Source organism: Nocardia sp. CA-145437 (assembly GCF_050956485.1).
Lineage (GTDB): Bacteria > Actinomycetota > Actinomycetes > Mycobacteriales > Mycobacteriaceae > Nocardia.
Window position 1 is genome coordinate 2234051 of record NZ_CP191204.1, and the last position, 20824, is coordinate 2254874.

The window sequence follows — 20824 nt, forward strand, 5'->3', positions numbered from 1 at the left end:
GGAGTCCCGGTCGCCTCGCTCACGAAGGCGACCGGGCCCCTTGGTCTTTCACCGCTACGGCGAACAGGTGGTCGGGTTCGGCAGTTCGCCGCACGGGGTATTGCCCCGCGACCGCAGCACGTCCTTGCCGGTCCCACCGGTGAGGAAACGCAGGAACGCCGCGGCCGGTGAGTCGGCGGGGAGTTCACCGTTGCTGTAGGCGTATTCGACGCTCCAGAACGGATAGGCGTGGGCGAGTACCTGTTCCCGGGTGGGCGTGTGACCATCGATGGTCACCGGCTTGACGCCGGTGGCCTTCGCGGCGTCGGAGAACTCGCTGTAGCCGATGGAGCCCGGCAGGTCGGCTACCGTTCGCAGCATGTCATTGGTCACCGGGACCTCGCAGAACGCGGGACCGGGAGGCTTGGTGGCGGCGATGGTGCGGCAGCTGGTGGCGGCCGGCGCGGGCGGCTGGTCGTCGCCGAGCACATGCTGGCGGAACGTCTCCCGGGAGCCGGATCCAAGCATCCGATTCACCACGCGCACCGGCAGATCCGGGCCGCCGACCAGCTGCCAGTTGTCGATCCTGCCCGCGTAGATGTCTCGGATCTGCTGGGTGGTCAGGTCGTGAACTCCCACCGCGGGATTGACGATCATCGTGAACAGCGACAGCGCGAGCGGGCGGGGGGGCAGCGTCGGGTAGCCGACGCCCTTCGGGCCGTCGGTGATCGCGAGCAGTCCCGGCTCGTTCTTGCCCTGCTCGTCCACCCGGCTCAAACCCCGGTCACTGCTGTCGAATTCGAAGTCGAACGCCAGCGCGGAACAGTTCTTCGCGTACGCCGCCGCGGCTTCGCGAATGGTGGGCTCGAAGGCCGTGGACCCGACCAGCGTGAGCTTGCCGGACCCGCAATCCGCCGCGTCCTGCCTGCCCGAATCATCCAGTCCGACAACGAATTGCACGGCGATGACCGCCACCAGGAACCCGATGAGCGCCAGCAGTTTCGGTGAGGCGCCGATGCGGCTGCGGGTCTCCGACACCCGCCCGCCCTTGAGTTTGGCCCGCACCACCGGCGGCGGATATTCCCCGGCCCCGGCCGTCCGTTGCAGGATGGCCAGGATCTTGTAGTGATCGCCCCGATCCATCGGCACCTTGGGCAGGTCGATGATCCCGACCCGATGCTGCGCGTCCTCGCGGCTCCCGATCCCGGTGTCCGGTTTCAGGCTGTCACCCATCGCGTCGTCGGATAGTTCGGTCACCGCCATACCGATCACCCGCCGATGCGGGAAATGGATGTGCATCCCGACCCGATCGCTCTCGGGCGACGCGTAATCGGTGCTGTCGACGTCGGTGAGGCCGTTGTTCTCGATCCGCACCAGCACCACCGAGAGATCCTGTAGATCGGGTGCGGCTCCGTCGCCCTCGGGCCGCAATTGCGGTAGCACGCCGGGGAAGACCGATTCGATCTCCCCGGTCACCGGGGTGTCCATCTGCACCCGATATCCGAGCCGTTTCCGCCCCACCAGCACGAATTCCCAGACGAAGGCCATGATCGGCACCGCGATACCGATCAGGGCCAGCACGATCTCCACGGGAAAGCCGTTCACAGAAACCCCGAATTCTGTTGTCCTACCGCTTCGCCGGTAGAGCGTACGGGATCACCACCAGCCGAGGATCGGCCGCAGTTCCCGTCCGAGTTCGGGGGCCAGGGAGCGCGAATAGCTTGCGGTCAAATGGTGTTCGTCGTGGTAGACGAGGATATTGCCCTCGACGACCGCGCAGACGGTGGGCTCGCAGACCGCGTCGTTGGGGTCGATCAGGTGCATGTTCGGGAAGGCGGAGGCGGGGCCTTCGGCAGGGTTCTGAGCCGAGAGGGCCTCGGAGCGCTTCAGGCCGCAGGTGACGCGGTCGCCGCCGCTGGCCAGGCAGTCGATGGCGCGGTAGCGAATACCGTTGCGGCGCAGCCACGGGGTGTCGCGGATGCCGATGACCTCCAGGCCGCGATCGGACAGGGCCGACCAGACGTCGACGTAGTCCTGCGGGGTTTCGTCGCCGCCGTTGTCGCTGGGGCGGGTCGTGGTGGTGAACACGTAGTCGGGGTGCTCGATGCCCAGGCGGTCGATCACCTCGGCGGACCAGTCCTTGCAGTCGGGGTTCTGCTGGCCCTTGTACATGGGGTCCTCGGCGACCGTCAGCGGGCAACCCATCTTCAAGTAGACGACGACGCGGAAGCGGTACTGCTCGCCGAGCAGCTGCAGCGCCGGAATCCAGTGCTCGGCATGGGAATTGCCGACCACGGCGATGGTGCGCTGGGCATTGAGGTCACCGTAGGTGCAGGTGATCACCGCGCGGGTGTCGAAGTCGGAGATGCAGCCGTCCCGGGTGGGGTAGGCGATATCGGCGGGGGCTTCCTCCGTGGTGGGGCGCATGGGTGCGCGCGGCACCAGGGCGTGATCGGTGAGAGCCGCCGCGCCCGGGTACTTCGCGGGATCCAGCTGGCCGACCGCGTGCGCCTTCGCGCCGTTGTTCCACTGCCACGCCACCGTCGAACCCAGCAGCAGCACACCGACAATCGTGACCGCGATACCGGTGAGCAGACTGCCCCGCCCGGCGAGCAGGCGGACCGGGAACGCGAGCGCGCGACCGGCGAATCGGCCGTCGAGCAGCCGGGCCGGTCCGGTGACTACGCGACCGCGCTCCGGGGCGGCCACGGGCTTGGAACGCTCCCGCAGCGGCTCCTCCACCAGATGGTGGGTGCCGTAGGCGAGCAGCAGCGAGACCACGATGATGACCAGACCGTCCAGCGCTCCGGCCCGGCGCAGATGCTGTTCGCCCAGATAGAAGATCAGAATCGGCCAGTGCCACAGGTACAGCGCGTACGCGAAACCACCCAGTTGCACGATCGGGCCGGTGGCCAGCAGCCGGTTCACCACCGGCTGATCGGCGGTGTCGCGGCCCGCGCCCGCGAGAATCAGCGCGGAGGTGGCCAGCACGGGGATCAGGGCGGCGGGACCGGGGAACACCAGGACGCCGTTGACGACCCAGCCGCAGCAGGCGATCACCGCGATTCCCATCCAGGCCAGTGCTTCCCGCGCGGGGGTGGGCAGCCGGACCAGGGGCGCGCCGAGCGCGAGCAACGCGCCCGCCAGCGGTTCCCAGGCGCGCGCGAAGGTGTCGTAGTAGTTCCAGCCCTGCTGGGTCGAAACGCCCTCGGCGGCATAGCCGAACGAGATCACCACGGCGATCGTGAACACCACCGCGAGCGTCACCCGCAGCATTCCGTCCCGGCCCAGTCGCCGCACGATCGGATGCGCGGCAATGAGTTTCCAGGTGAGCGTGAGCCGCAGTCCGGTCGCCACCAGCGCCACCACCAGCAGCAGCGCCAGATACATCTGCCCCTGCACCGACATCGACCACAGATGCTGCAACGGACTCACCGACGGGTCCGCGGCCAGGTAATCCGACCAGGACAGCGCCAGATACCAGTTCTGGTAGTAGAACAGCGAAGCCAGCGTCTGCCCCGCGATATCCGACCAGCGCGTGTGTGGCAGCAGCACGACCGCGGCCACGACCACCGCGGCCAGCACCACCACCATGGCGGGCAGCAGTCTGCGCAGTGTGCGCCGTGCGGTCCGCAGCACGCCCACCGAGCCGGTGCCGGCGCGCCGCACCAGCATGCCGGTGAAGAAGAAGCCCGACAGCACCAGGAACACGTCCACGCCGCCCGACACCCGGCCCGCCCAGATGTGGAAGGCGACCACGAGGGCGATAGCTACGCCGCGCAGGCCGTCCAGATCGTGTCGGTAGGAGCCGGGCCTGACAGGGGCGCCCGGGGCCGGCTGGCGGTCGCGATCGGGCGCGGTCGGATGATCGGTGCTGGATATGGACATGGCGGCTGCCATTGTCGGTCAGGGGTCGTGGAAATCCCCAATCGCCACACAGGAGGTGTCCGGAATATCCCCCTTTGTGCTGGTCGGACGAATGCGAAATAGCGCAGCCAGAGATAGGGAGCGGCCACCGCAATAGTGACAGCGGTCACCGGAACGCCCGTGCGGGCGAATTCCCGGAACGGGATCGGATGGTCCGAACAACGCGCGATCCCGAGCGGCACCACGGTCGCGCTGCCCCCGACTGCTGTGAGATTGCCACCGAAATCCGCGCCCAGGGCCAGCGCCCACCACGGCGCGTCCGCCCCCGGGTCGGCGACGTGCTCGACCGGCTCCGCGGCCAGTGGGCTCGTGGTCGCCACGGGTGGGATAGCGTCGATGACACGCGACAGCACCGTCCAGACCGCCGGTATCGGCATGGTTGCCACGAGCCTGTTTCCGCCGGCGAGTTCGGTCGTGATTTTCGACGCCCGCGTGATCACACCGGTTTTCGCCGACGGCGGGTCTCTCATTTCCGTCGACCCGGGGTAATCGCGTTGCGGCAGACCGGAAATCGATACGAGCGCATTCGCCCCGGGTAATGCCACCCGGGACGGGCCGGGGCGGAAAGCGGGTTGCCGGACAATTCCGCGAAACCGCCGACGACGCGATTCCGCACGTGATCAGCAGCGTCGGATCGCAAATAGGACCCGCTAGTCGGGGGCGGTCCGAGCGGTCAGCTCGTAGATCCGGTAGGCGGTCCGAATTACCGGGTGCGAGACGTTGCGGACCTCCACCCCGCCCGCGGTGCGGCCGAACTCGGTGCCGCCGTGGGCGTGTCCGTGGATCGCGAGGTGCGCGCCGCCCGCGTCCACCGCGTCGGCCAGCTCCGCGCAGCCGAGGCCCGGATAGATCTTCGGCGGTTCGCCGACGAGGGTGTCGACGACGGGGGAGAAGTGCATGAGCGCGATGCGCAGGTCGCTGTCGAGGGATTCGAGGGCCGCGCGCAGGCGGGCGGCGTCGGCGGGACCGCGGCGGTACCGGGCCCGGTGCTCGGCGCTGCCCTCGTCGGGATTGCCGGGGTGGCCCGGGAATCCGCCACTGCCGCCCATCACCCCGGCGACGCCGAGCCGAATACCGTTGACGGGCACTGTGATCGCGGTGCCGTCGAGCACCTGAACGTCGATCTCGCCGAGCCGCACCGCGATCCGGAAGCCGAGCCGCCGGTCGTGATCGTGGTTGCCGAGGACCGCGACCACCGGCACCGGCAGGTCGGCGATCTCGGCGCACAGCACCTCGGTGTCCCGCACGGTGCCGCCGTTGGTCAGATCTCCGGCCAGCAGCAGCACGTCGGCGCGTTCACCCAGGTCCAGCAGGGCCGAGCGGAAACGGCCGCGCAGGGTTTCGCGCATATGCAGATCACCCACCGCCGCCACCCTGACACGGCCGGGTCCGAGGTCGCCGCGGCCGGTTCCCCCGGCGGATTCCTGCCCCTCGGTACGGCCCATACGGTCAGCCAGCCACACGAACGACCGACGTGTCAACGCTATTCGGCCGGCGGCCGGCGAGACCACCTCACCTAGTCGCCGATCGGCTCCAGCCGCAGCGGGACGCCGATGCGGTTCCACAGGTTGATCTGCGCGGTCACCGCGACCAGACCGGCCCGCTGGCCGTCGTCGAAGTGCTTCTCGACGCCCGCCCAGATCTCGTCGCTCACCCCGTGCGGGCCGAGCTGTGTTGCGGCCTCGGCGTATTCGAGCGCGGCCCGCTCGGCCGGGGTGAACAGCGCCGACTCGCGCCAGGCGGCGAGGTGCCAGAGCCGGCGCTCGGTCTCGCCTTCCTTGCGGGCCTCGGTGGAGTGCATGTCGACGCAGAAGAGGCAACCGTTGAGCTGGGAGACCCGGATCTTCACCAGCTCGCGCACGGTGGCGTCGAGCGGGCCGCGCCGGATCGCGGTCTCGGCGGCGAGCCAGGCCTGGTAGACCTCGGGAGCGGCCTCGTGCATGGTCAATCGCGACATCGTGTCGTCCTTCCTGGGATGGTGTGTACCCCTTGGACGAGACAGGTCCCGCGGACGTGACGGGCGGGCTGCTATGGCCTCGATCACACTCGAGGTACGGCGGTCACGTCGCCGTTGCCTTGGATTAGCCGAAATTGGCCGAAACACCCCGAGGCGGACAATAATCCGCACGTGGGAACCGCTCTACTGATCGCCCTGAGTCTGTTGTGCTTCGTCACCGGACCGGCGTTGGCGCTGGTCATCGTGTCCGCGGTGCGCCGGTCCGCCCGGCATGTCGCCGCCGAACTCCGGCGTGGCGCGGATGAATCGGGTTCCGGTGGATCGGTCACGCGATCCACCGGAACCCGATCCGGCACCGGTCACCCCTGAGCCGGTGCGCGGGCGGGCCCGCTACGGCCGCGTCAGTGAGGCGTAGCGAGCAATGTGCTGGTCGGTGGTGCCGAACTCGTACTGGACAGCGGTCAGACGCTTGAAGAAGTGACCGATGGCGAGTTCCTCGGTCATGCCCATGGCGCCGTGCAGCTGCACCGACTCCTGGCCGATCCTGCGGGCGGCGCGGCCCACGGTGGCCTTGGCGGCCGAGGCCGCGCGGGCCCGCTCGGCGGCGGGGGCGTCCAGCTTCAGGGTCACCAGATACGTTGCGGCTACGGCCTGTTCCAGCTCCAGCAGCATGTCCACCATGCGGTGCTGCAGGGCCTGGAAGCTGCCGATCGGGACGCCGAACTGGCGGCGCTGCTTGGCGTAGGCGACGGTGTCGTCGACCACCTTGCGCATGGCCCCGACCGTTTCCGCGCACACCGCCGCGATGGCCTCGTCCACGGTCGCGGCGATGGCCTCGCCGGCGGACGCGAGCAGCAGGGCGTCGGCGGGGACGCGCACAGCGTCGAAGGTCAGATCGGCGGCCTGACGCTCGTCGATGGTCCGGTAGGCGCGTGCGGTCAGGCCCGCGGGCAGCGCGGCCGGGTCGACATCGACGGCGAACAGGGCGATCTCGCCGTCCGCGACCGCGGTCACCAGCAGGTGGGTGGCCAGCGGGGCCGCGGTCACCACCGTCTTCTCGCCGGTGATCACCCAGTCGTCGCCGTCGCGCACCGCCGTGGCCGCCACCGCGGTGTAGTCGTAGCCGGATCGCGGCTCCAGCGCGGCGAATCCGGTCACCACCTCACCGGCGGCGATGCCCGCCAGCAGGTCCTCGGCGCGCTTGCCGGTGGCGCGGCGCAGCAGGCCGCCGCCCACCACGACGGTGTCCACGTACGGCTCCAGCACCAGGGCCCCGCCCAGCGCCTCGGCGATGATCATGGTCTCGACCGGTCCGCCCCCGATGCCGCCCGCCGACTCCGGCAGGCTCGCCCCGAGAATCCCGACCTCCTCGGCCAGGCCGCGCCAGATCTCCGGCTGCCACCCGGCCCCCGTGCGCGCCGCGGCCCGGCTCGCCTCCAGGGGGTAGCGGGCCGTCAGGAACTCGGTGACGGTGTCGCGCAGCAGTTCTTGTTCCGCGGTGAAAGAGAAGTCCATGTCACAGTCCCAGGGTGGCTTTGGCGATGATGTTGCGCTGAATCTCGTTGCTGCCGGCGTAGATCGAGCCGGCCCGGTCGTTGAAGTACCGCAGCGCGGCGACCGCCTGCCATTCCTCGCCCGCGACGAAACCGTCGGCGGGCGGGGTGAAGTCGGCGATCGGGCCGCCCGGCATGGTGGCGTGCGGCTGATAGGCGCGGCCCCGCGGACCGGCGGCCTCCAGTGCCAGCTCGGTCAGCGCCTGGCTCAGCTCGGTGCCCAGGATCTTGAGCGTGGACGCGGCCGGACCCGGGTCCTTGCCGCTGGAAACCAGTGCGAGCGTGCGGTATTCGAGGATCTCCAGCACATCGGCGCGCAGCCGGGCATCGGCCAGCTTGGCGGCGAAGGCGGGGTCGTCGATGAGCGCGCCGCCGCCCGGGGCGACCTGCTCGGTCGCGGCCTGCGCCAGCTCCTCGGCCATCACCTGCAGGGCCGGGGCGACCGCGCCGCCGCCGCGCTCGAAGTTGAGCAGGAACTTGGCCACGGTCCAGCCGTCGTCGATCTGGCCCAGCACGTTCGCCTTCGGCACCCGGACCTGATCGAAGAACACCTGGTTCTGCACCTGCTCGCCGGAGGTCATGACCAGCGGCCGGATCTCGATGCCCGGGGTGCGCATATCGATCAGCAGGAAGGTGATGCCTTGCTGCTTCTTGGCCTGCTTGGAGGTGCGGACCAGCGCGAAGATCCAGTTCGCCTCGGTGGCGTGGGTGGTCCAGATCTTGGAGCCGGTGACCACCAGGTCCTCGCCGTCGGCGACCGCGGCCATGGACAGCGAGGCCAGGTCCGACCCGGCCTCGGGCTCGGAGTAGCCCTGGCAGAAGAAGACCTCGCCGGTGAGGATGCCGGGCAGGAAGAAGTCCTTCTGCTCTTGCGTGCCGAACGCCATGATCGCGTGCGAGACCATGCGAATTCCCATGGGGGACAGGTTCGGCGCCCCGGCCAGGGTGCATTCGCGGCCGAAGATGTAGTGCTGGGTGAGGCTCCAGTCGCAGCCGCCGTACGTCACCGGCCAGGCCGGGGCTGCCCAGCCGCGCTCGTGCAGGATGTGCTGCCACTCCATGCTGGCCTCGTGGTCCGGGTAGACGCTGGTCGCCAACCGTCCCGCTCGGCGTAGATCGTCCGTTAACTTTTCGTCGAGAAAGCTGCGCACTTCATCACGAAACGCCAGATCAGCAGGCGACCAGTCAAGGTCCACGATGACTCCTTGTCCGAGAACTGGTATCAACCATCTCATCGCATCCCCCCTGCTGGCAAATGTGCTGGCACCCGCCATCACTTGAATCCCTTGAACATTCCAATGTGGAGGTTTATCCTGGATTCACGTTCCACAATGGAATATCCGGCAATGCCCGACCGTTAAGGATCGACATGGACATCACCACCGGCACCCGCGCCTCCGACGCCGAGCGCGCCCAGATCGCCGATCTCCTGGGCCGCCACCTGTCCGAAGGCCGCCTGGACCTCGCCGAATACAACGACCGCCTCACCAGCGTCTACGCCACCGCCACCCGCGAAGACCTCCAGCTGGTCCTGCGGGACCTGCCGAAACTCTCGAAGACCGTTGCGCCGCAGACCACTTCGCGCACCCGCCTGCCGCTCTGGCAGCAGATCGAGGGCAGTGCCTGGCTCGGCGTGAGCCTGCTGTGCCTGTTCATCTGGGCCGCGATCTCGGTGGCCGCAGGCGAATTCACCTATCCCTGGCCCATCTGGGTCATCGGCCCCTGGGGTGCGGTGCTGATCTTCCGCGTCGTCATGGGCTGGGAATCCGCCGCCTGGAACCGCTACCGCGCCCGCTGACCCGCGACCCGGATCGCGCCGTGGCGCAGAAGGGACGCGGGGTCGGCATACTCGGGGCAATCTTCGGTGAGCGGGTAGTCTGAGCCGCTGTGCACCTGAAGAGTCTGACGTTGAAGGGGTTCAAGTCCTTCGCGTCCGCGACGACGTTGCGATTCGAGCCGGGGATCACCTGTGTGGTGGGGCCCAACGGGTCGGGCAAGTCGAACGTCGTCGACGCGCTCACCTGGGTGATGGGTGAGCAGGGCGCGAAAGCGCTGCGGGGCGGGAAGATGCAGGACGTCATCTTCGCCGGTACCGCGGGCCGCGCCCCGCTCGGTCGTGCCGAAGTCACGCTGACCATCGACAACTCCGACGGGGTGCTGCCCATCGAGTACTCGGAAGTGTCGATCACCCGCCGCATGTTCCGTGACGGCGCCGGCGAGTACGAGATCAACGGCAACTCCTGCCGGTTGATGGACGTGCAGGAATTGCTGTCGGACTCCGGCATCGGCCGCGAGATGCACGTCATCGTCGGTCAGGGTCAGCTCTCGGCGATCCTGGAATCGCGGCCGGAGGATCGGCGGGCCTTCATCGAGGAGGCCGCGGGCGTGCTCAAGCACCGGCGGCGCAAGGAGAAGGCGGTCCGCAAGCTGGACGCCATGCAGGCCAATCTGGCCCGACTCACCGACCTCACCACCGAACTGCGCAGGCAGCTCAAGCCGCTGGGCCGTCAGGCCGAGGTGGCGCGTCGCGCCGCGACCGTCCAGTCCGAACTGCGGGACGCCCGACTGCGGCTCGCCGCCGACGATCTGGTCAGCCGCCGCCGCGAACTCGAGAGCCAGCAGAGCAAGGAGGCCTACGCGCGTGAGCAGCACGTCACCGTGCAGGCCGAACTCGATGCCGCCAATGCCGCACTGGCACAGCAGGAATTCGAGCTGTCCAAGCTGACCCCCAGCGCCGAGGCCGCCGCGCAGACCTGGTTCCAGCTGTCCGCGCTGACCGAACGCGTCAACGCCACTATCCGGATCGCACGTGATCGCGCGCGCAACCTGACCATCGAGCAACCGACCGGCACCGGTCGAGATCCGGAACAGCTGGAGCGCGAAGCGGATCGGGTCGAGGCCGAAGAAGCCGAACTGCGCGAAGCCGTCGAAATCGCCACCGAGACGCTGGAAGCGGCCCGCGAGCAACTCTACGAACGCGAGCAGGCCGCCAAGGCCGCCGAGCAGGCGCACCTGGCCGCCGTCCGCGCCGTCGCCGACCGTCGCGAGGGCTTGGCCCGGCTCTCCGGCCAGGTCGACACCCTGCGCATCCGCGCCCAGTCCGTGGACGGCGAGGTGGCCCGCATGTCCACCGCGATCGCCGAGGCCCGCCGCCGTGGCGAGGACGCCCATGCCGAATTCGAGGCCGTGCAGGGCGAACTCGACGAACTCGACGCCGGCGAGGAAGGCCTCGACCACGCCTACGAGCACGCCGCGCAGGCCCTCGCGCTGGCCGACCAGCGCGTCACCGAACTACGTGAACAGGACCGCGAGGCCGGCAAACGCGTCGCCTCCCTCACCGCCCGCATCGAAGCCCTCGCCATGGGCCTGCGCCGCAAGGACGGCGCGGCCTGGCTGCTCGAGCACCGCGCCGACGGACTGCTCGGCCCGCTGTCCGGCCTGATCCGCGTGCACGGCGGCTTCGAGTCCGCGGTCGCCGCGGCCCTCGGTCCGCTGGCCGACGCCGTGGCCGCCGACACCGGACCCGCCGCGCACGCCGCGGTGCGCGCGCTCAAGGAGACCGACGGCGGCCGCGCCGCCCTGGTCTACGCCGACGCCGCGCACCTCGCTGCGGCGCAGGCGAATTCCCCCCTGCCCTGCCCCGCCCGCTGGCTCGCCGATGTGGTCGACTGCCCCGCCAACCTGCGCGGCGCGATCACCGCCCTCACCGCGGGCATCGCCGTCGCCGACGACCTCGCCACCGCCGCGCAGGTCATCGCGGCGCGCCCGGAACTGCGGGTCGTCACCCGCGACGGCGACATCACCGGCAGCGGCTGGCTGCTCGGCGGCTCCGACCGCGCCCCCAGCCAGCTCGAGGTGCAGGCCGACATCGATTCCGCCACCGCCGAATTGGCGTCCTGGCAGCGGCAGGCCGAGGAACTGGAAGCCGCGCTGGCCGGGGCGCTCGCGGAGCAGACCGACCGCAAGGAAGCCGTCGACCACGCCCTGCTCGCCCTGCACGAATCCGACCAGGCCCTGGTCGCCATCTACGACCGGCTCGGCCGCCTCGGCCACGCCGCCCGCGGCGCCCAGCGCGAATGCGACCGGCTGCTGGCCCAGCGCGCCGACGCCGAGACCGGCCGCGAGGAAACCCTCGCCAAGCTCGCCGAACTCGAGGACCGGCTGCGCCACGCCGAGGACGAACAGGCCGACCTGGACCCGGAATCCGCGGGCACCGAGACCGCCGGGTACGCCCGCGAGGAGGCCGCCGCCGCCCTCGCCGAGGTCCGCTCCATGGAGGTCGAGGCCCGCCTGGCCGTGCGCACCGCCGAGGAACGCGCGGAATCGGTGCGCGGCAAGGCCGATTCGCTGCGCCGCGCCGCCCGCGCCGAACGCGAGAACCGGGCCCGCGCCGAACGCGCCCAGTCGGCCCGCCGCCAGGCCGCCGCCCTCGCCGCCGTGGTCGCCGCGTCCGCGGAGAAGATCGCCGCCGAACTCGAGCAGGTGGTGGCCCAGGCCGCCGCCCGCCGCGACGAATTGGTGCGCCGCCGTGGCGAATACGCCGCCCAGGCCGATCAGACCAAGGAGCGTTCACGCGCCCTGAACACCCAGCTCGCCCAGCTCACCGACGCCGTGCACCGTGACGAGGTGGCCCGCGCCCAGGCCGCGCTGCGCATCGAACAGGTCGAGACCACCATCGCCGAACAGTTCGGCGTCAGCCTCGACGACCTCATCGCCGAATACGGCCCCGACGTCCCCATGCCGCCCACCGCGCTGGAGATGATGGAGTACGAGCAGGCGCGCGAGCGAGGCGACGCGGTCAGTGAGCCGCAGCCCATGCCCTACGACCGCGCCACCCAGGAACGCCGCGCCAAGCGGCTCGAGAAGGACCTGGTCACCCTCGGCAAGGTGAATCCCCTGGCGTTGGAGGAGTTCGCGGCCCTCGAGGAGCGCTACACCTTCCTCAACACCCAGCTCGAGGACGTCAAGAAGGCCCGCCAGGACCTGCTCGACGTGGTCGCCGAGGTCGACGAGCGCATCCTGCAGGTCTTCACCGAGGCCTACGAGGACGTGGAACGCGAGTTCACCGGCGTCTTCGGCCGCCTGTTCCCCGGCGGTGAGGGGCGGCTGCTGCTCACCAACCCCGCGGACATGCTCACCACCGGCGTCGAGGTCGAGGCCCGCCCGCCCGGCAAGAAGGTCAAGCGGCTGTCGCTGCTCTCCGGTGGCGAGAAGTCCTTGGCCGCGGTCGCTTTCCTGGTGTCGATCTTCCGCGCCCGGCCTTCTCCCTTCTATGTGATGGACGAGGTCGAGGCCGCGCTGGACGACACCAACCTGCGCCGGCTCATCGGACTGTTCGAGCAGCTGCGGGAGAAGAGCCAGCTGATCGTGATCACCCACCAGAAGCCGACCATGGAGATCGCCGACGCCCTCTACGGCGTCAGCATGCGCGGTGACGGCATCACGCAGGTGATCTCGCAGCGGATGCGCGGGGAGAACCTGGTCGGCGCGACGCCGTAGATTCGCCGCGGTGTCCCGCTGAGCGGGAATTCATCCCGATGTCAGAGTGAAACACCTGCGCGTCCCATTGTGTTGCCGCTAGCGTCCGGCCCCATGAAGCGCTCCATCGCCGTCCTGGCCGCCGGACTCACCGTCGGCCTCGCCGCTCCGCTCCCGCTCGCCCTCGCCGACACCGGATCCGCCGGGTCCGGCTCGGGCACGGGATCCCTGTCGGGTTCCGGCGGCAGCAACGCCAACCTCCCGCCCTACAGCCAGTGGATCAGCGACGTCACCACCGTCGCCAATGCCGCCCAGGCCTACCTGACCACCGCGCTGCCGGGCGTCACCAAGCCGGCCATCGTCCTCGACATCGACAACACCTCGCTGGAGACCAGCTACCACGCGGCACCCATCACCCCGGCCATCCCGCCCATGCTGACGCTGGCCAAGTGGGCGAAAAGCCAAGGCGCGTCGATCATCTTCGTGACCGGCCGCCCCTCGGTGATGAACATCTACAGCCAGATCAACCTGACCACGGTCGGCTACCCGGTCGACGGCCTCTACGGCGGCGGCCTCACCACCGGGTCCTCCGGCGCGGGCGCGCTCGCCGACTACAAGACCGCCACCCGCGCCTCGATCGAGGCCCAGGGCTACACCATCGTCGCCAATATCGGTAACAGCGCTTCCGACCTGTCCGGCGGCCACGCCCAGCAGACCTTCAAGCTGCCCGACTACAACGGCGCGCTGAACTGATCCACCCGGACCCCGATCGAGCCCGAGCTCGTCAATCCAGCAGCGACTTCAACCGCGCCGCACCGGATTCGGCGAGCCACGCCTCGAAAGTCCGCAGGCCGGGATGGATCTCGCGGACCGCCGGGATATCGGCGTGCCAGCCCCGGCCCTCCCGGGACAGCCGCCAGACCACAGCGACCTCGGGGCCCATGGCCTCGGCATCGGCCGGCGAGGCCTCCACATAGCGGACCTGATGCCCGGTCGCGGCGGTGATGGCCGCCGCGGCCTCGGTCATGGTGAGAGCGTCACCGGCCAACTCCAGGACCTCGCCGTGGAAGCGGGCCGGATCGTCGAAGGCCAGCTGCGCGATCACCGCGATGTCCTCGATCGCGATGGACTGGATCGGCTTGTCCGCCGGGAACAGATGCCGGTGCACGCCGTCGTTGATGCCGTCCACCGGGAAGCCCCGCATGAGGTAGTTCTCCATGAACCGGACCGGACGCAGGATCGTCCAGTGCAGGCCGCTCGCGCGCAGCGCCGCCTCCACCCGGCGTTTGCCCTGCGCACCCCACTGGCCGTCCTCGGTCAGCGAGGCGACGGTCGTGAAAACGATGTACTCGACGCCGGCCGCGCCGGCCGCGTCGATGAAGGCTGCGCCGCGCGCGACCTCCAGGTCGACATCCCAGCCGTCGGGGCCGAAAGCGGCGGGCGGCACCAGGAACGCCGCTCCCACACCCGCCAGGGCCGGCGCCAGGGTCTCGGGCCGGTCGAAGTCGCCGACGGCGAGCTCCGCGCCCGCCGCGGCGAGGGCCTGCGCCGCAGCCGATTCCGGATCGCGCACCAGGACGCGCACCGACCGGCCGGTGTCGAGCAGCCGGCGCGCGGTGACCCCACCCTGCTTGCCGGTCGCGCCGGTCACCAAGATCAGGTCATGACGAGAGGACGCCAGATCCTTCTGAGTAGACATTCTCACCCGTTCGTTCGGTAGTATTCGGGTCAGTCGACCCGGATATGCACGCTAGGACCACCGCGTTTCCGTTGGCCAGCACCGGAAAGGACGCGCGTAACGAAATGCCCGCACCCACCAGCGGCCTCGCCCCCAAGTCCCGCGCCGACGCGCGCCGCAATCGCGCCCTGGTCCTGGCCGCCGCCCACCGCGCCCTCGCGGAGGGCGGGCTCGCGGTCTCCCTGGCCGAGGTGGCCCGCCGCGCCGGGGTCGGCGCGGGCACCGTGTACCGCCATTTCCCCACCAAGACCGCGCTGCTGGAAGCCGTTATGCAGCAACGCATCGACCGGCTCACCGGCCTGGGCCACCGGCTGCGCGACGCCCCTGACGCCGGGACCGCCTTCTTCGCTTTCTGCGCCGAGGTGATCACCTCCAGCCATCGCAACCAGGCCGTGTGCGACATGGTCAACAATGACGGCTGGCCGCGTGAACTGGTGCGCGACGCCGGAGCCCGTTTCCACGCCGCCCTCGGCGACCTGCTCACCGCCGCCCAGCGGCAGGGCTCGGTCCGCGCCGACCTCACCGTTCCCGACGTTCTCGCCCTGTTCACAGGATGTGTTGCGATCCAACGCCTGTCCCCGGACCGCGAGCTGTCCCGCCCCGCCGCCCTCGTCCTGGACGCCATGCGCACCCGCCCCCCGGCGCGGCCCGTAACGAAACGTGGGAACGCGATGGCCGCGCGTGACGAAACGGCCATCCGTGACGAAACCCCGGCCCCGCATTGCCCGATCTGCGCCACCCCGATCCACCCGACCGGCACCGGCCGCCCCGCGCGCTATTGTTCGGCAGCCTGCCGTCAGAAGGCCCACCGCCGCCGCCACGCGGTACCCGCCTGACCCCTCCGCCGGGCCCCGATGAAAGCCGTTGGGGCCCTTCGTGACCTGCGTGTGCCCAAACGGATGCGAAGGTGTGACGAGGGGGCTGAATCGGCGAAAAATACTGGTAGAAGGCCATATACGGCGTTGCGGTATGCCCCCGCGAACCGCCGGTGGGCAGTACGCTCCCTGCGTGGTTTGGGTGTCGGCCGCGGCGTTCGGTGCCGCATGGTGGCTCGGTTTGTATCTACTGGCGCGGGATCCGCGAAAGCTGTTGTTACGCAGAGCGGCAATCGGATTGCTGGCGTTCGCCGCCGCGGTGGTGGCGGATCGGATGGCAGGGGGGAGTCCCTGGTTCGACGGTGTGCGCATCGTGCTGGTGTGCGCCCCGGTGCTGGCCTTCAGCGGTGTCTTCGTGCGGCTGCTGCCCGCCGGGGTGGAACGCGTCGACCGCTGGTGGCGGGTCGGGCTGGTGCCGCTGTGCGCGGTGCTGGCGATGCCGGCCGCGGGCGGTTTCCTGCCTGCGGGCTACGTGCTCGGCGCGGTCACCCTGCTGGCCCTGCTCGGCACCATGCTGGCCATGCTCGGCCAGCAGGCCGAATGGTCCGAGGACTCACGCCGTTCCGCGGCCGGGCTGCTCACCGTGGGCGCGCTGCTGCTCGGGATGAGCGCGGCGCTCATCCTGCTCGGGTTCAACGTGCTGCCCAGCACGGCCATGCTGTCGGTGACCGCCGCCGACCTGGTGGTGCTGGGCCTGGGCATCGCGGTGCTCGACGCCTACGACGAGGGTGAGGCGCTGCGCGCGGACATGACCCACTCGCTGGTCATCTCGGCGGCCACCGCGGCCGTGTTCGGTGGCCAGGCGGCGCTCACCCTGGCCCTGGCGGGGGAGCGGCCCGCGCTGGTGGCGCTGTTCTTCGGGGCCATCGCCGGTTCCATCACCCTGCAGGTGCTCAACGGCCCGCTGCACGCGGGCGCGGACCGGGTGGCGTTCGCCTCCGATCCGCGACTGTTCGCGGCCCGGGTCGAATTGCGCAGCGCCACCGAGGCTTTGCTGCGCAAGGGCGTTGACGACTAGAGCGGGCGTTGACGACTGGAGCGGGCGCTGACGACTAGAGCAGGTCGCTGACGTCGTCGGGGACGTCGACGGCGTATTTGCGCAGCGTCTCCATGGGCACCACCTCGAGGGCGTTCTCATGGGTGGCGGCCAGCACCACGGGTGCGGCCACCCCGTCCTCGTGGGCGTGCAGCCAGCGCACCGCCACCACGCACCAGCGGTCACCCGGTTGCAGGCCGGGGAAGTTGTTCTCCGGCCGCGGGGTGACGAGGTCGTTGCCGATCGACTTCTGGTGCTCCAGGAATTCCGCGGTCACCACCGTGCAGACGGTGTGGCTACCCAAATCCTCGGGACCGGTGCTGCAGCATCCGTCCCGGTAGAAGCCGGTGAGAGGATCGGTGCCACACTCCTCCAGCGGTCCCCCAAGCACATTTCGATCGGTCACGTCGCCGATCCTATTGTCTCGGTGTCGCATTCGCCGCTCCTTCCGCACTGTGGCACGTAGTCGAGCAGACCGGTTGGTAGATGGTCGGATTTTCGGCCCACACCCCGGCGTGTCGTACATCCCACGGCCCCGCCGTGTGATATCGGCCACGGCCCCCGACGCGACGGTAGGTGCGTGAATCCGACATGGCAACCGCCTCTGAAAGGATGGGGACGTGACGACTGCAGAAGTTTGGATTCTCATCGCCGCCATCGCCGCGGTGCTGCTCGTGGCGCTGGTTGCCGGATATGCCCTGAACAAGCGCCGCCGGATCTCGCTGACCCCGGAGGTCACCGAGACCAAGGAGCTGACCGACAGGTCCGGCGGATACCAGGCCGCGAGCGGATTCAGCTTCAGCCAGGGCACCTCCGCGCCCGAACGCGAGCAGGTCCCGGCCACCAAGGACAAACCGGTGCCGCTCCCGCCCGAGCGCACCGACGACGAGGGGCAGCCGCACATCGGCGACGACGCGGCCATTCCGCGCGACTCCGGCAAGCGCAGCATCCACGAGGTGCGTCTCCCGGAACCTGTCCAGGGGCCCGAACCCGCCGCGGCCGCGGAGACCGTCACGCCCGCCGAGGACGCGACCGCGAGCGTGGCCGACACCACCGCGAGCGCCGCCGAGGAGACCGCTCCCGCCACCGATGCGGCAGTCACGCCCGCCACCGACGCCCCCGCCGAGTCGGATGACGCCGCGGCCCGCGCCGCGGCCGTCGAGGCCGCCGAAGCGGCCGGGGAGATCGCCGCGGGCAAGGCCGCCGGTGATGTCGCCGAGCAGCCGCTCTCGCAGGAGGCCGCGGCCGAGGAAGCCGCCGAGGCCGCCGTCGCCGCCGCCGAGATCGCGGCGGGCGCCGAGGCCGCTGTCGCCGCCCACGCCGGTGCGCACGCCCCCGAGACCACCGCTCCGGCCGAGGCCGCCGCCCCGGCGATCGCCGAGATCGAACCCACCGCGGGACGTCTCACCAAGCTGCGCGGCCGCCTGTCCCGTTCTCAGAACGCCGTCGGCAAGTCCCTGCTGGGGCTGCTCGGCGGTGGCGATCTGGACGAGGACTCCTGGGAGGAGATCGAGGACACCCTCGTCATGGCCGACCTGGGCACCGCCAGCACCGCCGCCATCGTGGAACGTCTGCGCGAGGAGATGGCCGGACGCAGCATCCGCACCGCCGCCGACGCCCGCGCGCTGCTGCGCGAGGTGCTCGTCGAAGCGCTACGTCCGGAGCTGGATCGCTCCATCCGCGCGCTACCGCACCACGATCACCCCTCGATCCTGCTGGTCGTGGGCGTGAACGGCACCGGAAAGACCACCACCACCGGCAAATTGGCGCGTGTGCTGGTCGCCGACGGCCGCCGCGTGCTGCTGGGCGCGGCCGACACCTTCCGGGCCGCGGCCGCCGATCAGCTGCAGACCTGGGGTGAGCGCGTGGGCGCCGACACCGTGCGCGGCAAGGAGGGCGCGGACCCCGCCGCCGTGGCGTTCGACGCGGTGTCGGCCGGTATCGATCGCGGCGTGGACGTGGTGCTCATCGACACCGCGGGCCGCCTGCACACCAAGACCGGCCTGATGGACGAGCTGGGCAAGGTCAAGCGCGTGGTCGAGAAGAAGGCCGCCGTCGACGAGGTCATCCTGGTGCTGGACTCCACGGTCGGTCAGAACGGTCTGATGCAGGCGCGGGTCTTCGCCGACGTCGTGGACATCACCGGTGTGGCGCTGACCAAGCTGGACGGAACCGCCAAGGGCGGCATCGTCTTCCAGGTGCAGCATGAGCTGGGCGTACCGGTCAAACTGGTCGGTTTGGGTGAGGGTGCGGATGATCTTGCTCCCTTCGAACCCGGCGCCTTCGTCGACGCCCTGCTGGGTTAATCCCTACTGAACTGCGCCGATATCGAAACCAACATCATCCTCACAATGCTGTCGTAACAGTGGTGCGGGACCGGAAACGTGACCGCAACACTGCAATCTCATCCGTTCACCTACGCGAAACGCCGCAGGATCACGGAGGAAACACCGACTGACGAATCTCATTGCAGGCTTATGCGCAGGTTGCTGCGGGGCCAGAGATGAGGAGGACATAAGGTGGCGTTTCCCGTAATCGGTGCAGCCGACACCGGCGACACCGCATGGATGCTGGCCAGTTCAGCACTCGTGCTTCTGATGACACCCGGATTGGCGTTCTTCTACGGCGGTATGGTCCGCTCGAAGAACGTCCTGAACATGATCATGATGAGCATCGCCTCGATGGGCGTGATCACTGTTCTATGGGCGCTGTACGGCTTCTCCGTCGCCTTCGGCGACGACAAGGGCAGCCTGATCGGCAGCCCGACCCAGTACTTCGGGCTGAAGTCGCTGTTCGGTGGCACCTACCTGGCCAGCAGCACCGACCAGACGATCAAGTCGGCCATCCCCCTGGCGGGAACGGTGCCGGCGACGGTCTTCGTGGCCTTCCAGCTCATGTTCGCGATCATCACCGTCGCCCTGATCTCCGGTGCGGTAGCCGACCGCCTGAAGTTCGGGTCCTGGGTGCTGTTCTCGGCCGTGTGGGCCACCGTGGTCTACTTCCCGGTCGCGCACTGGGTCTTCGCCTTCGACGGCGTCACCGGTGAGCACGGCGGCTGGATCGCCAACAAGCTCAAGGCGATCGACTTCGCCGGTGGTACCGCGGTCCACATCAACGCCGGTGTCGCGGGCCTCGTCCTGGCGATCGTCCTCGGCAAGCGCAAGGGCTGGCCGAAGACCCCGATGCGTCCGCACAACCTGCCGTTCGTGATGCTCGGCGCCGGTCTGCTGTGGTTCGGCTGGTACGGCTTCAACGCCGGTTCGGCCGTCGGCTCCAACGGCATCGCGGGCGCCACCTTCGTCACCACCACCGTCGCCACCGGTGCCGCCATGCTGGCCTGGCTGCTCGTGGAGAAGATCCGCGACGGTCACGCCACCTCGCTGGGCGCCGCCTCGGGCATCGTGGCCGGTCTGGTCGCCATCACCCCCTCCTGCTCCTCGGTCAACGTCATCGGCGCGCTCGCCATCGGTGTGGTCGCCGGTGTCCTCTGTGCTCTCGCGGTGGGCCTGAAGTTCAAGTTCGGCTTCGACGACTCGCTCGACGTGGTGGGCGTCCACCTGGTCGGCGGTATCGCGGGCACCCTGATGGTCGGCCTGGTCGCCGCCCCCGAGGCCCCGGCCGCGGTCAAGGGTCTGTTCTACGGCGGCGGCTTCGATCAGCTGATCAAGCAGGCCGTGGGAGCCGGTGCGGTGCTTGCCTTCTCGGGCATCGCGACCCTGATCATCGCGCTCGCCATCAAGTACACCATCGGTCTCCGGGTGAACGAGGAAGCCGAGTTCCAGGGCTTGGATGAGTCCGAGCACGCAGAATCGGCATACGATTTCGCTGCTGTGAGTGGTGCGGCGCGCACCGCCGCCGTCAAGGAGGCATGACGAACATGAAACTGATCACTGCGATCGTGAAGCCGTTCACCCTGGAGGACGTGAAGACCGGCCTGGAGCAGGCGGGCGTGCTCGGCATGACCGTCAGCGAGGTGCAGGGCTACGGCCGTCAGAAGGGCCACACCGAGGTCTACCGCGGCGCCGAGTACTCGGTTGATTTCGTCCCGAAGGTCCGGGTCGAGGTTGTGGTGGACGATGCCTCCGTCGACAAGGTCGTCGAGGTCATCGTCGAAGCCGCCCGCACCGGCAAGATCGGCGACGGCAAGGTCTGGGTCACCCCGGTCGACGCCATCGTCCGGGTGCGCACCGGCGAACGCGGTTCCGACGCTCTGTAATTCGAGCGGGATCCCCGTGGCGGCCCCGGCCCGTCGGTGTCGAAACCGGCGGTGACGGGGCCGTC

The 20824-nt window shown here is 69.7% G+C and carries 18 protein-coding genes; 10 read left to right on the forward strand and 8 right to left on the reverse strand.

The genetic code is table 11. The features are described from left to right. Positions 1-54: 54 nt before the first annotated feature. Complete coding sequence (locus ACQPYY_RS09905; RefSeq protein WP_433593517.1) at positions 55-1584, reverse strand: substrate-binding domain-containing protein; 1530 nt, start codon at positions 1582-1584, stop codon at positions 55-57. Between the two features lie 51 nt (positions 1585-1635). Next, positions 1636-3867 (reverse strand): acyltransferase family protein, encoded by a 2232-nt coding sequence (locus tag ACQPYY_RS09910; protein WP_433593518.1) that lies wholly within the window; start codon positions 3865-3867, stop codon positions 1636-1638. A 375-nt stretch (positions 3868-4242) separates the two neighbouring features. Between ACQPYY_RS09910 and ACQPYY_RS09915 the strand changes: the two genes are divergently transcribed. Further along, complete coding sequence (locus ACQPYY_RS09915; protein ID WP_433593519.1) at positions 4243-4395, forward strand: hypothetical protein; 153 nt, start codon at positions 4243-4245, stop codon at positions 4393-4395. A 161-nt stretch (positions 4396-4556) separates the two neighbouring features. Here ACQPYY_RS09915 and ACQPYY_RS09920 read toward each other — a convergent pair whose 3' ends face one another. Together ACQPYY_RS09920 and ACQPYY_RS09925 are read right to left on the reverse strand one after the other, a co-directional pair. Beyond that, positions 4557-5270: a metallophosphoesterase family protein gene (locus ACQPYY_RS09920; protein WP_433593520.1), complete on the reverse strand. Its 714-nt coding sequence runs from the start codon at positions 5268-5270 to the stop codon at positions 4557-4559. A 152-nt stretch (positions 5271-5422) separates the two neighbouring features. Further along, positions 5423-5863: a carboxymuconolactone decarboxylase family protein gene (locus tag ACQPYY_RS09925; protein WP_433593521.1), complete on the reverse strand. Its 441-nt coding sequence runs from the start codon at positions 5861-5863 to the stop codon at positions 5423-5425. Positions 5864-6034: 171 nt separating this feature from the next. On the opposite strand from ACQPYY_RS09925, the gene ACQPYY_RS09930 reads away from it, so the two are divergent. Further along, positions 6035-6232: a hypothetical protein gene (locus ACQPYY_RS09930; protein WP_433593522.1), complete on the forward strand. Its 198-nt coding sequence runs from the start codon at positions 6035-6037 to the stop codon at positions 6230-6232. Positions 6233-6253: 21 nt separating this feature from the next. Here ACQPYY_RS09930 and ACQPYY_RS09935 read toward each other — a convergent pair whose 3' ends face one another. Further along, positions 6254-7378 (reverse strand): acyl-CoA dehydrogenase family protein, encoded by a 1125-nt coding sequence (locus tag ACQPYY_RS09935; RefSeq protein ID WP_433593523.1) that lies wholly within the window; start codon positions 7376-7378, stop codon positions 6254-6256. A gap of 1 nt (position 7379) precedes the next feature. Further along, entirely contained in the window at positions 7380-8612 is a 1233-nt protein-coding gene (locus ACQPYY_RS09940; protein WP_433593524.1) for an acyl-CoA dehydrogenase family protein, read from the reverse strand. A gap of 173 nt (positions 8613-8785) precedes the next feature. Between ACQPYY_RS09940 and ACQPYY_RS09945 the strand changes: the two genes are divergently transcribed. From ACQPYY_RS09945 to ACQPYY_RS09955, 3 genes are all read left to right on the forward strand, one after another. Continuing rightward, positions 8786-9214, forward strand: a complete 429-nt coding sequence (locus ACQPYY_RS09945) for a DUF1707 SHOCT-like domain-containing protein (RefSeq protein ID WP_379101834.1) — start codon at positions 8786-8788, stop codon at positions 9212-9214. Positions 9215-9303: 89 nt separating this feature from the next. Continuing rightward, a complete protein-coding gene (smc, locus tag ACQPYY_RS09950) occupies positions 9304-12915 on the forward strand; it encodes a chromosome segregation protein SMC (RefSeq protein WP_433593525.1) in 3612 nt (1203 codons plus the stop codon). Between the two features lie 93 nt (positions 12916-13008). Next, complete coding sequence (locus ACQPYY_RS09955) at positions 13009-13647, forward strand: HAD family acid phosphatase (RefSeq protein ID WP_379101838.1); 639 nt, start codon at positions 13009-13011, stop codon at positions 13645-13647. 31 nt (positions 13648-13678) lie between these two features. On the opposite strand, the gene ACQPYY_RS09960 is transcribed toward ACQPYY_RS09955, so the two are convergent. Beyond that, complete coding sequence (locus ACQPYY_RS09960) at positions 13679-14593, reverse strand: NmrA family NAD(P)-binding protein (protein ID WP_433593526.1); 915 nt, start codon at positions 14591-14593, stop codon at positions 13679-13681. A 104-nt stretch (positions 14594-14697) separates the two neighbouring features. On the opposite strand from ACQPYY_RS09960, the gene ACQPYY_RS09965 reads away from it, so the two are divergent. Beyond that, positions 14698-15468 carry a TetR/AcrR family transcriptional regulator gene (locus ACQPYY_RS09965; protein ID WP_433593527.1) on the forward strand — a complete coding sequence of 257 codons (771 nt, stop codon included), beginning with the start codon at positions 14698-14700 and terminating at the stop codon, positions 15466-15468. A gap of 172 nt (positions 15469-15640) precedes the next feature. Further along, positions 15641-16525, forward strand: a complete 885-nt coding sequence (locus ACQPYY_RS09970; protein WP_379101844.1) for a hypothetical protein — start codon at positions 15641-15643, stop codon at positions 16523-16525. A 34-nt stretch (positions 16526-16559) separates the two neighbouring features. Here ACQPYY_RS09970 and ACQPYY_RS09975 read toward each other — a convergent pair whose 3' ends face one another. After that, complete coding sequence (locus ACQPYY_RS09975) at positions 16560-16949, reverse strand: DUF2237 family protein (protein WP_326357779.1); 390 nt, start codon at positions 16947-16949, stop codon at positions 16560-16562. 214 nt (positions 16950-17163) lie between these two features. Between ACQPYY_RS09975 and ftsY the strand changes: the two genes are divergently transcribed. The 3 genes from ftsY (at position 17164) to ACQPYY_RS09990 (ending at position 20759) form a co-directional block, all read left to right on the forward strand. Next, the gene (gene ftsY, locus ACQPYY_RS09980; RefSeq protein WP_433593528.1) at positions 17164-18849 is read left to right on the forward strand and encodes a signal recognition particle-docking protein FtsY; all 1686 of its coding nucleotides are present in this window, start codon (positions 17164-17166) and stop codon (positions 18847-18849) included. 261 nt (positions 18850-19110) lie between these two features. Then, positions 19111-20415 (forward strand): ammonium transporter, encoded by a 1305-nt coding sequence (locus tag ACQPYY_RS09985; RefSeq protein ID WP_357281594.1) that lies wholly within the window; start codon positions 19111-19113, stop codon positions 20413-20415. 5 nt (positions 20416-20420) lie between these two features. Then, positions 20421-20759, forward strand: coding sequence for a P-II family nitrogen regulator (locus tag ACQPYY_RS09990; RefSeq protein ID WP_040859831.1), 339 nt, complete (start codon positions 20421-20423; stop codon positions 20757-20759). The last annotated feature ends 65 nt before the right edge of the window (positions 20760-20824 follow it).

Bases quoted from the DNA above. Each gene is read 5' to 3' on its own strand.
- ACQPYY_RS09925 (WP_433593521.1), bottom strand. From the start codon at position 5,863: ATGTCGCGATTGACCATGCACGAGGCCGCTCCCGAGGTCTACCAGGCC.
- ACQPYY_RS09935 (WP_433593523.1), bottom strand. From the start codon at position 7,378: ATGGACTTCTCTTTCACCGCGGAACAAGAACTGCTGCGCGACACCGTC.
- ACQPYY_RS09945 (WP_379101834.1), top strand. From the start codon at position 8,786: ATGGACATCACCACCGGCACCCGCGCCTCCGACGCCGAGCGCGCCCAG.
- ACQPYY_RS09955 (WP_379101838.1), top strand. From the start codon at position 13,009: ATGAAGCGCTCCATCGCCGTCCTGGCCGCCGGACTCACCGTCGGCCTC.
- ACQPYY_RS09960 (WP_433593526.1), bottom strand. From the start codon at position 14,593: ATGTCTACTCAGAAGGATCTGGCGTCCTCTCGTCATGACCTGATCTTG.
- ACQPYY_RS09985 (WP_357281594.1), top strand. From the start codon at position 19,111: ATGCTGGCCAGTTCAGCACTCGTGCTTCTGATGACACCCGGATTGGCG.
- ACQPYY_RS09915 (WP_433593519.1), top strand. From the start codon at position 4,243: ATGACACGCGACAGCACCGTCCAGACCGCCGGTATCGGCATGGTTGCC.
- ACQPYY_RS09965 (WP_433593527.1), top strand. From the start codon at position 14,698: ATGCCCGCACCCACCAGCGGCCTCGCCCCCAAGTCCCGCGCCGACGCG.
- ACQPYY_RS09990 (WP_040859831.1), top strand. From the start codon at position 20,421: ATGAAACTGATCACTGCGATCGTGAAGCCGTTCACCCTGGAGGACGTG.
- ACQPYY_RS09910 (WP_433593518.1), bottom strand. From the start codon at position 3,867: ATGTCCATATCCAGCACCGATCATCCGACCGCGCCCGATCGCGACCGC.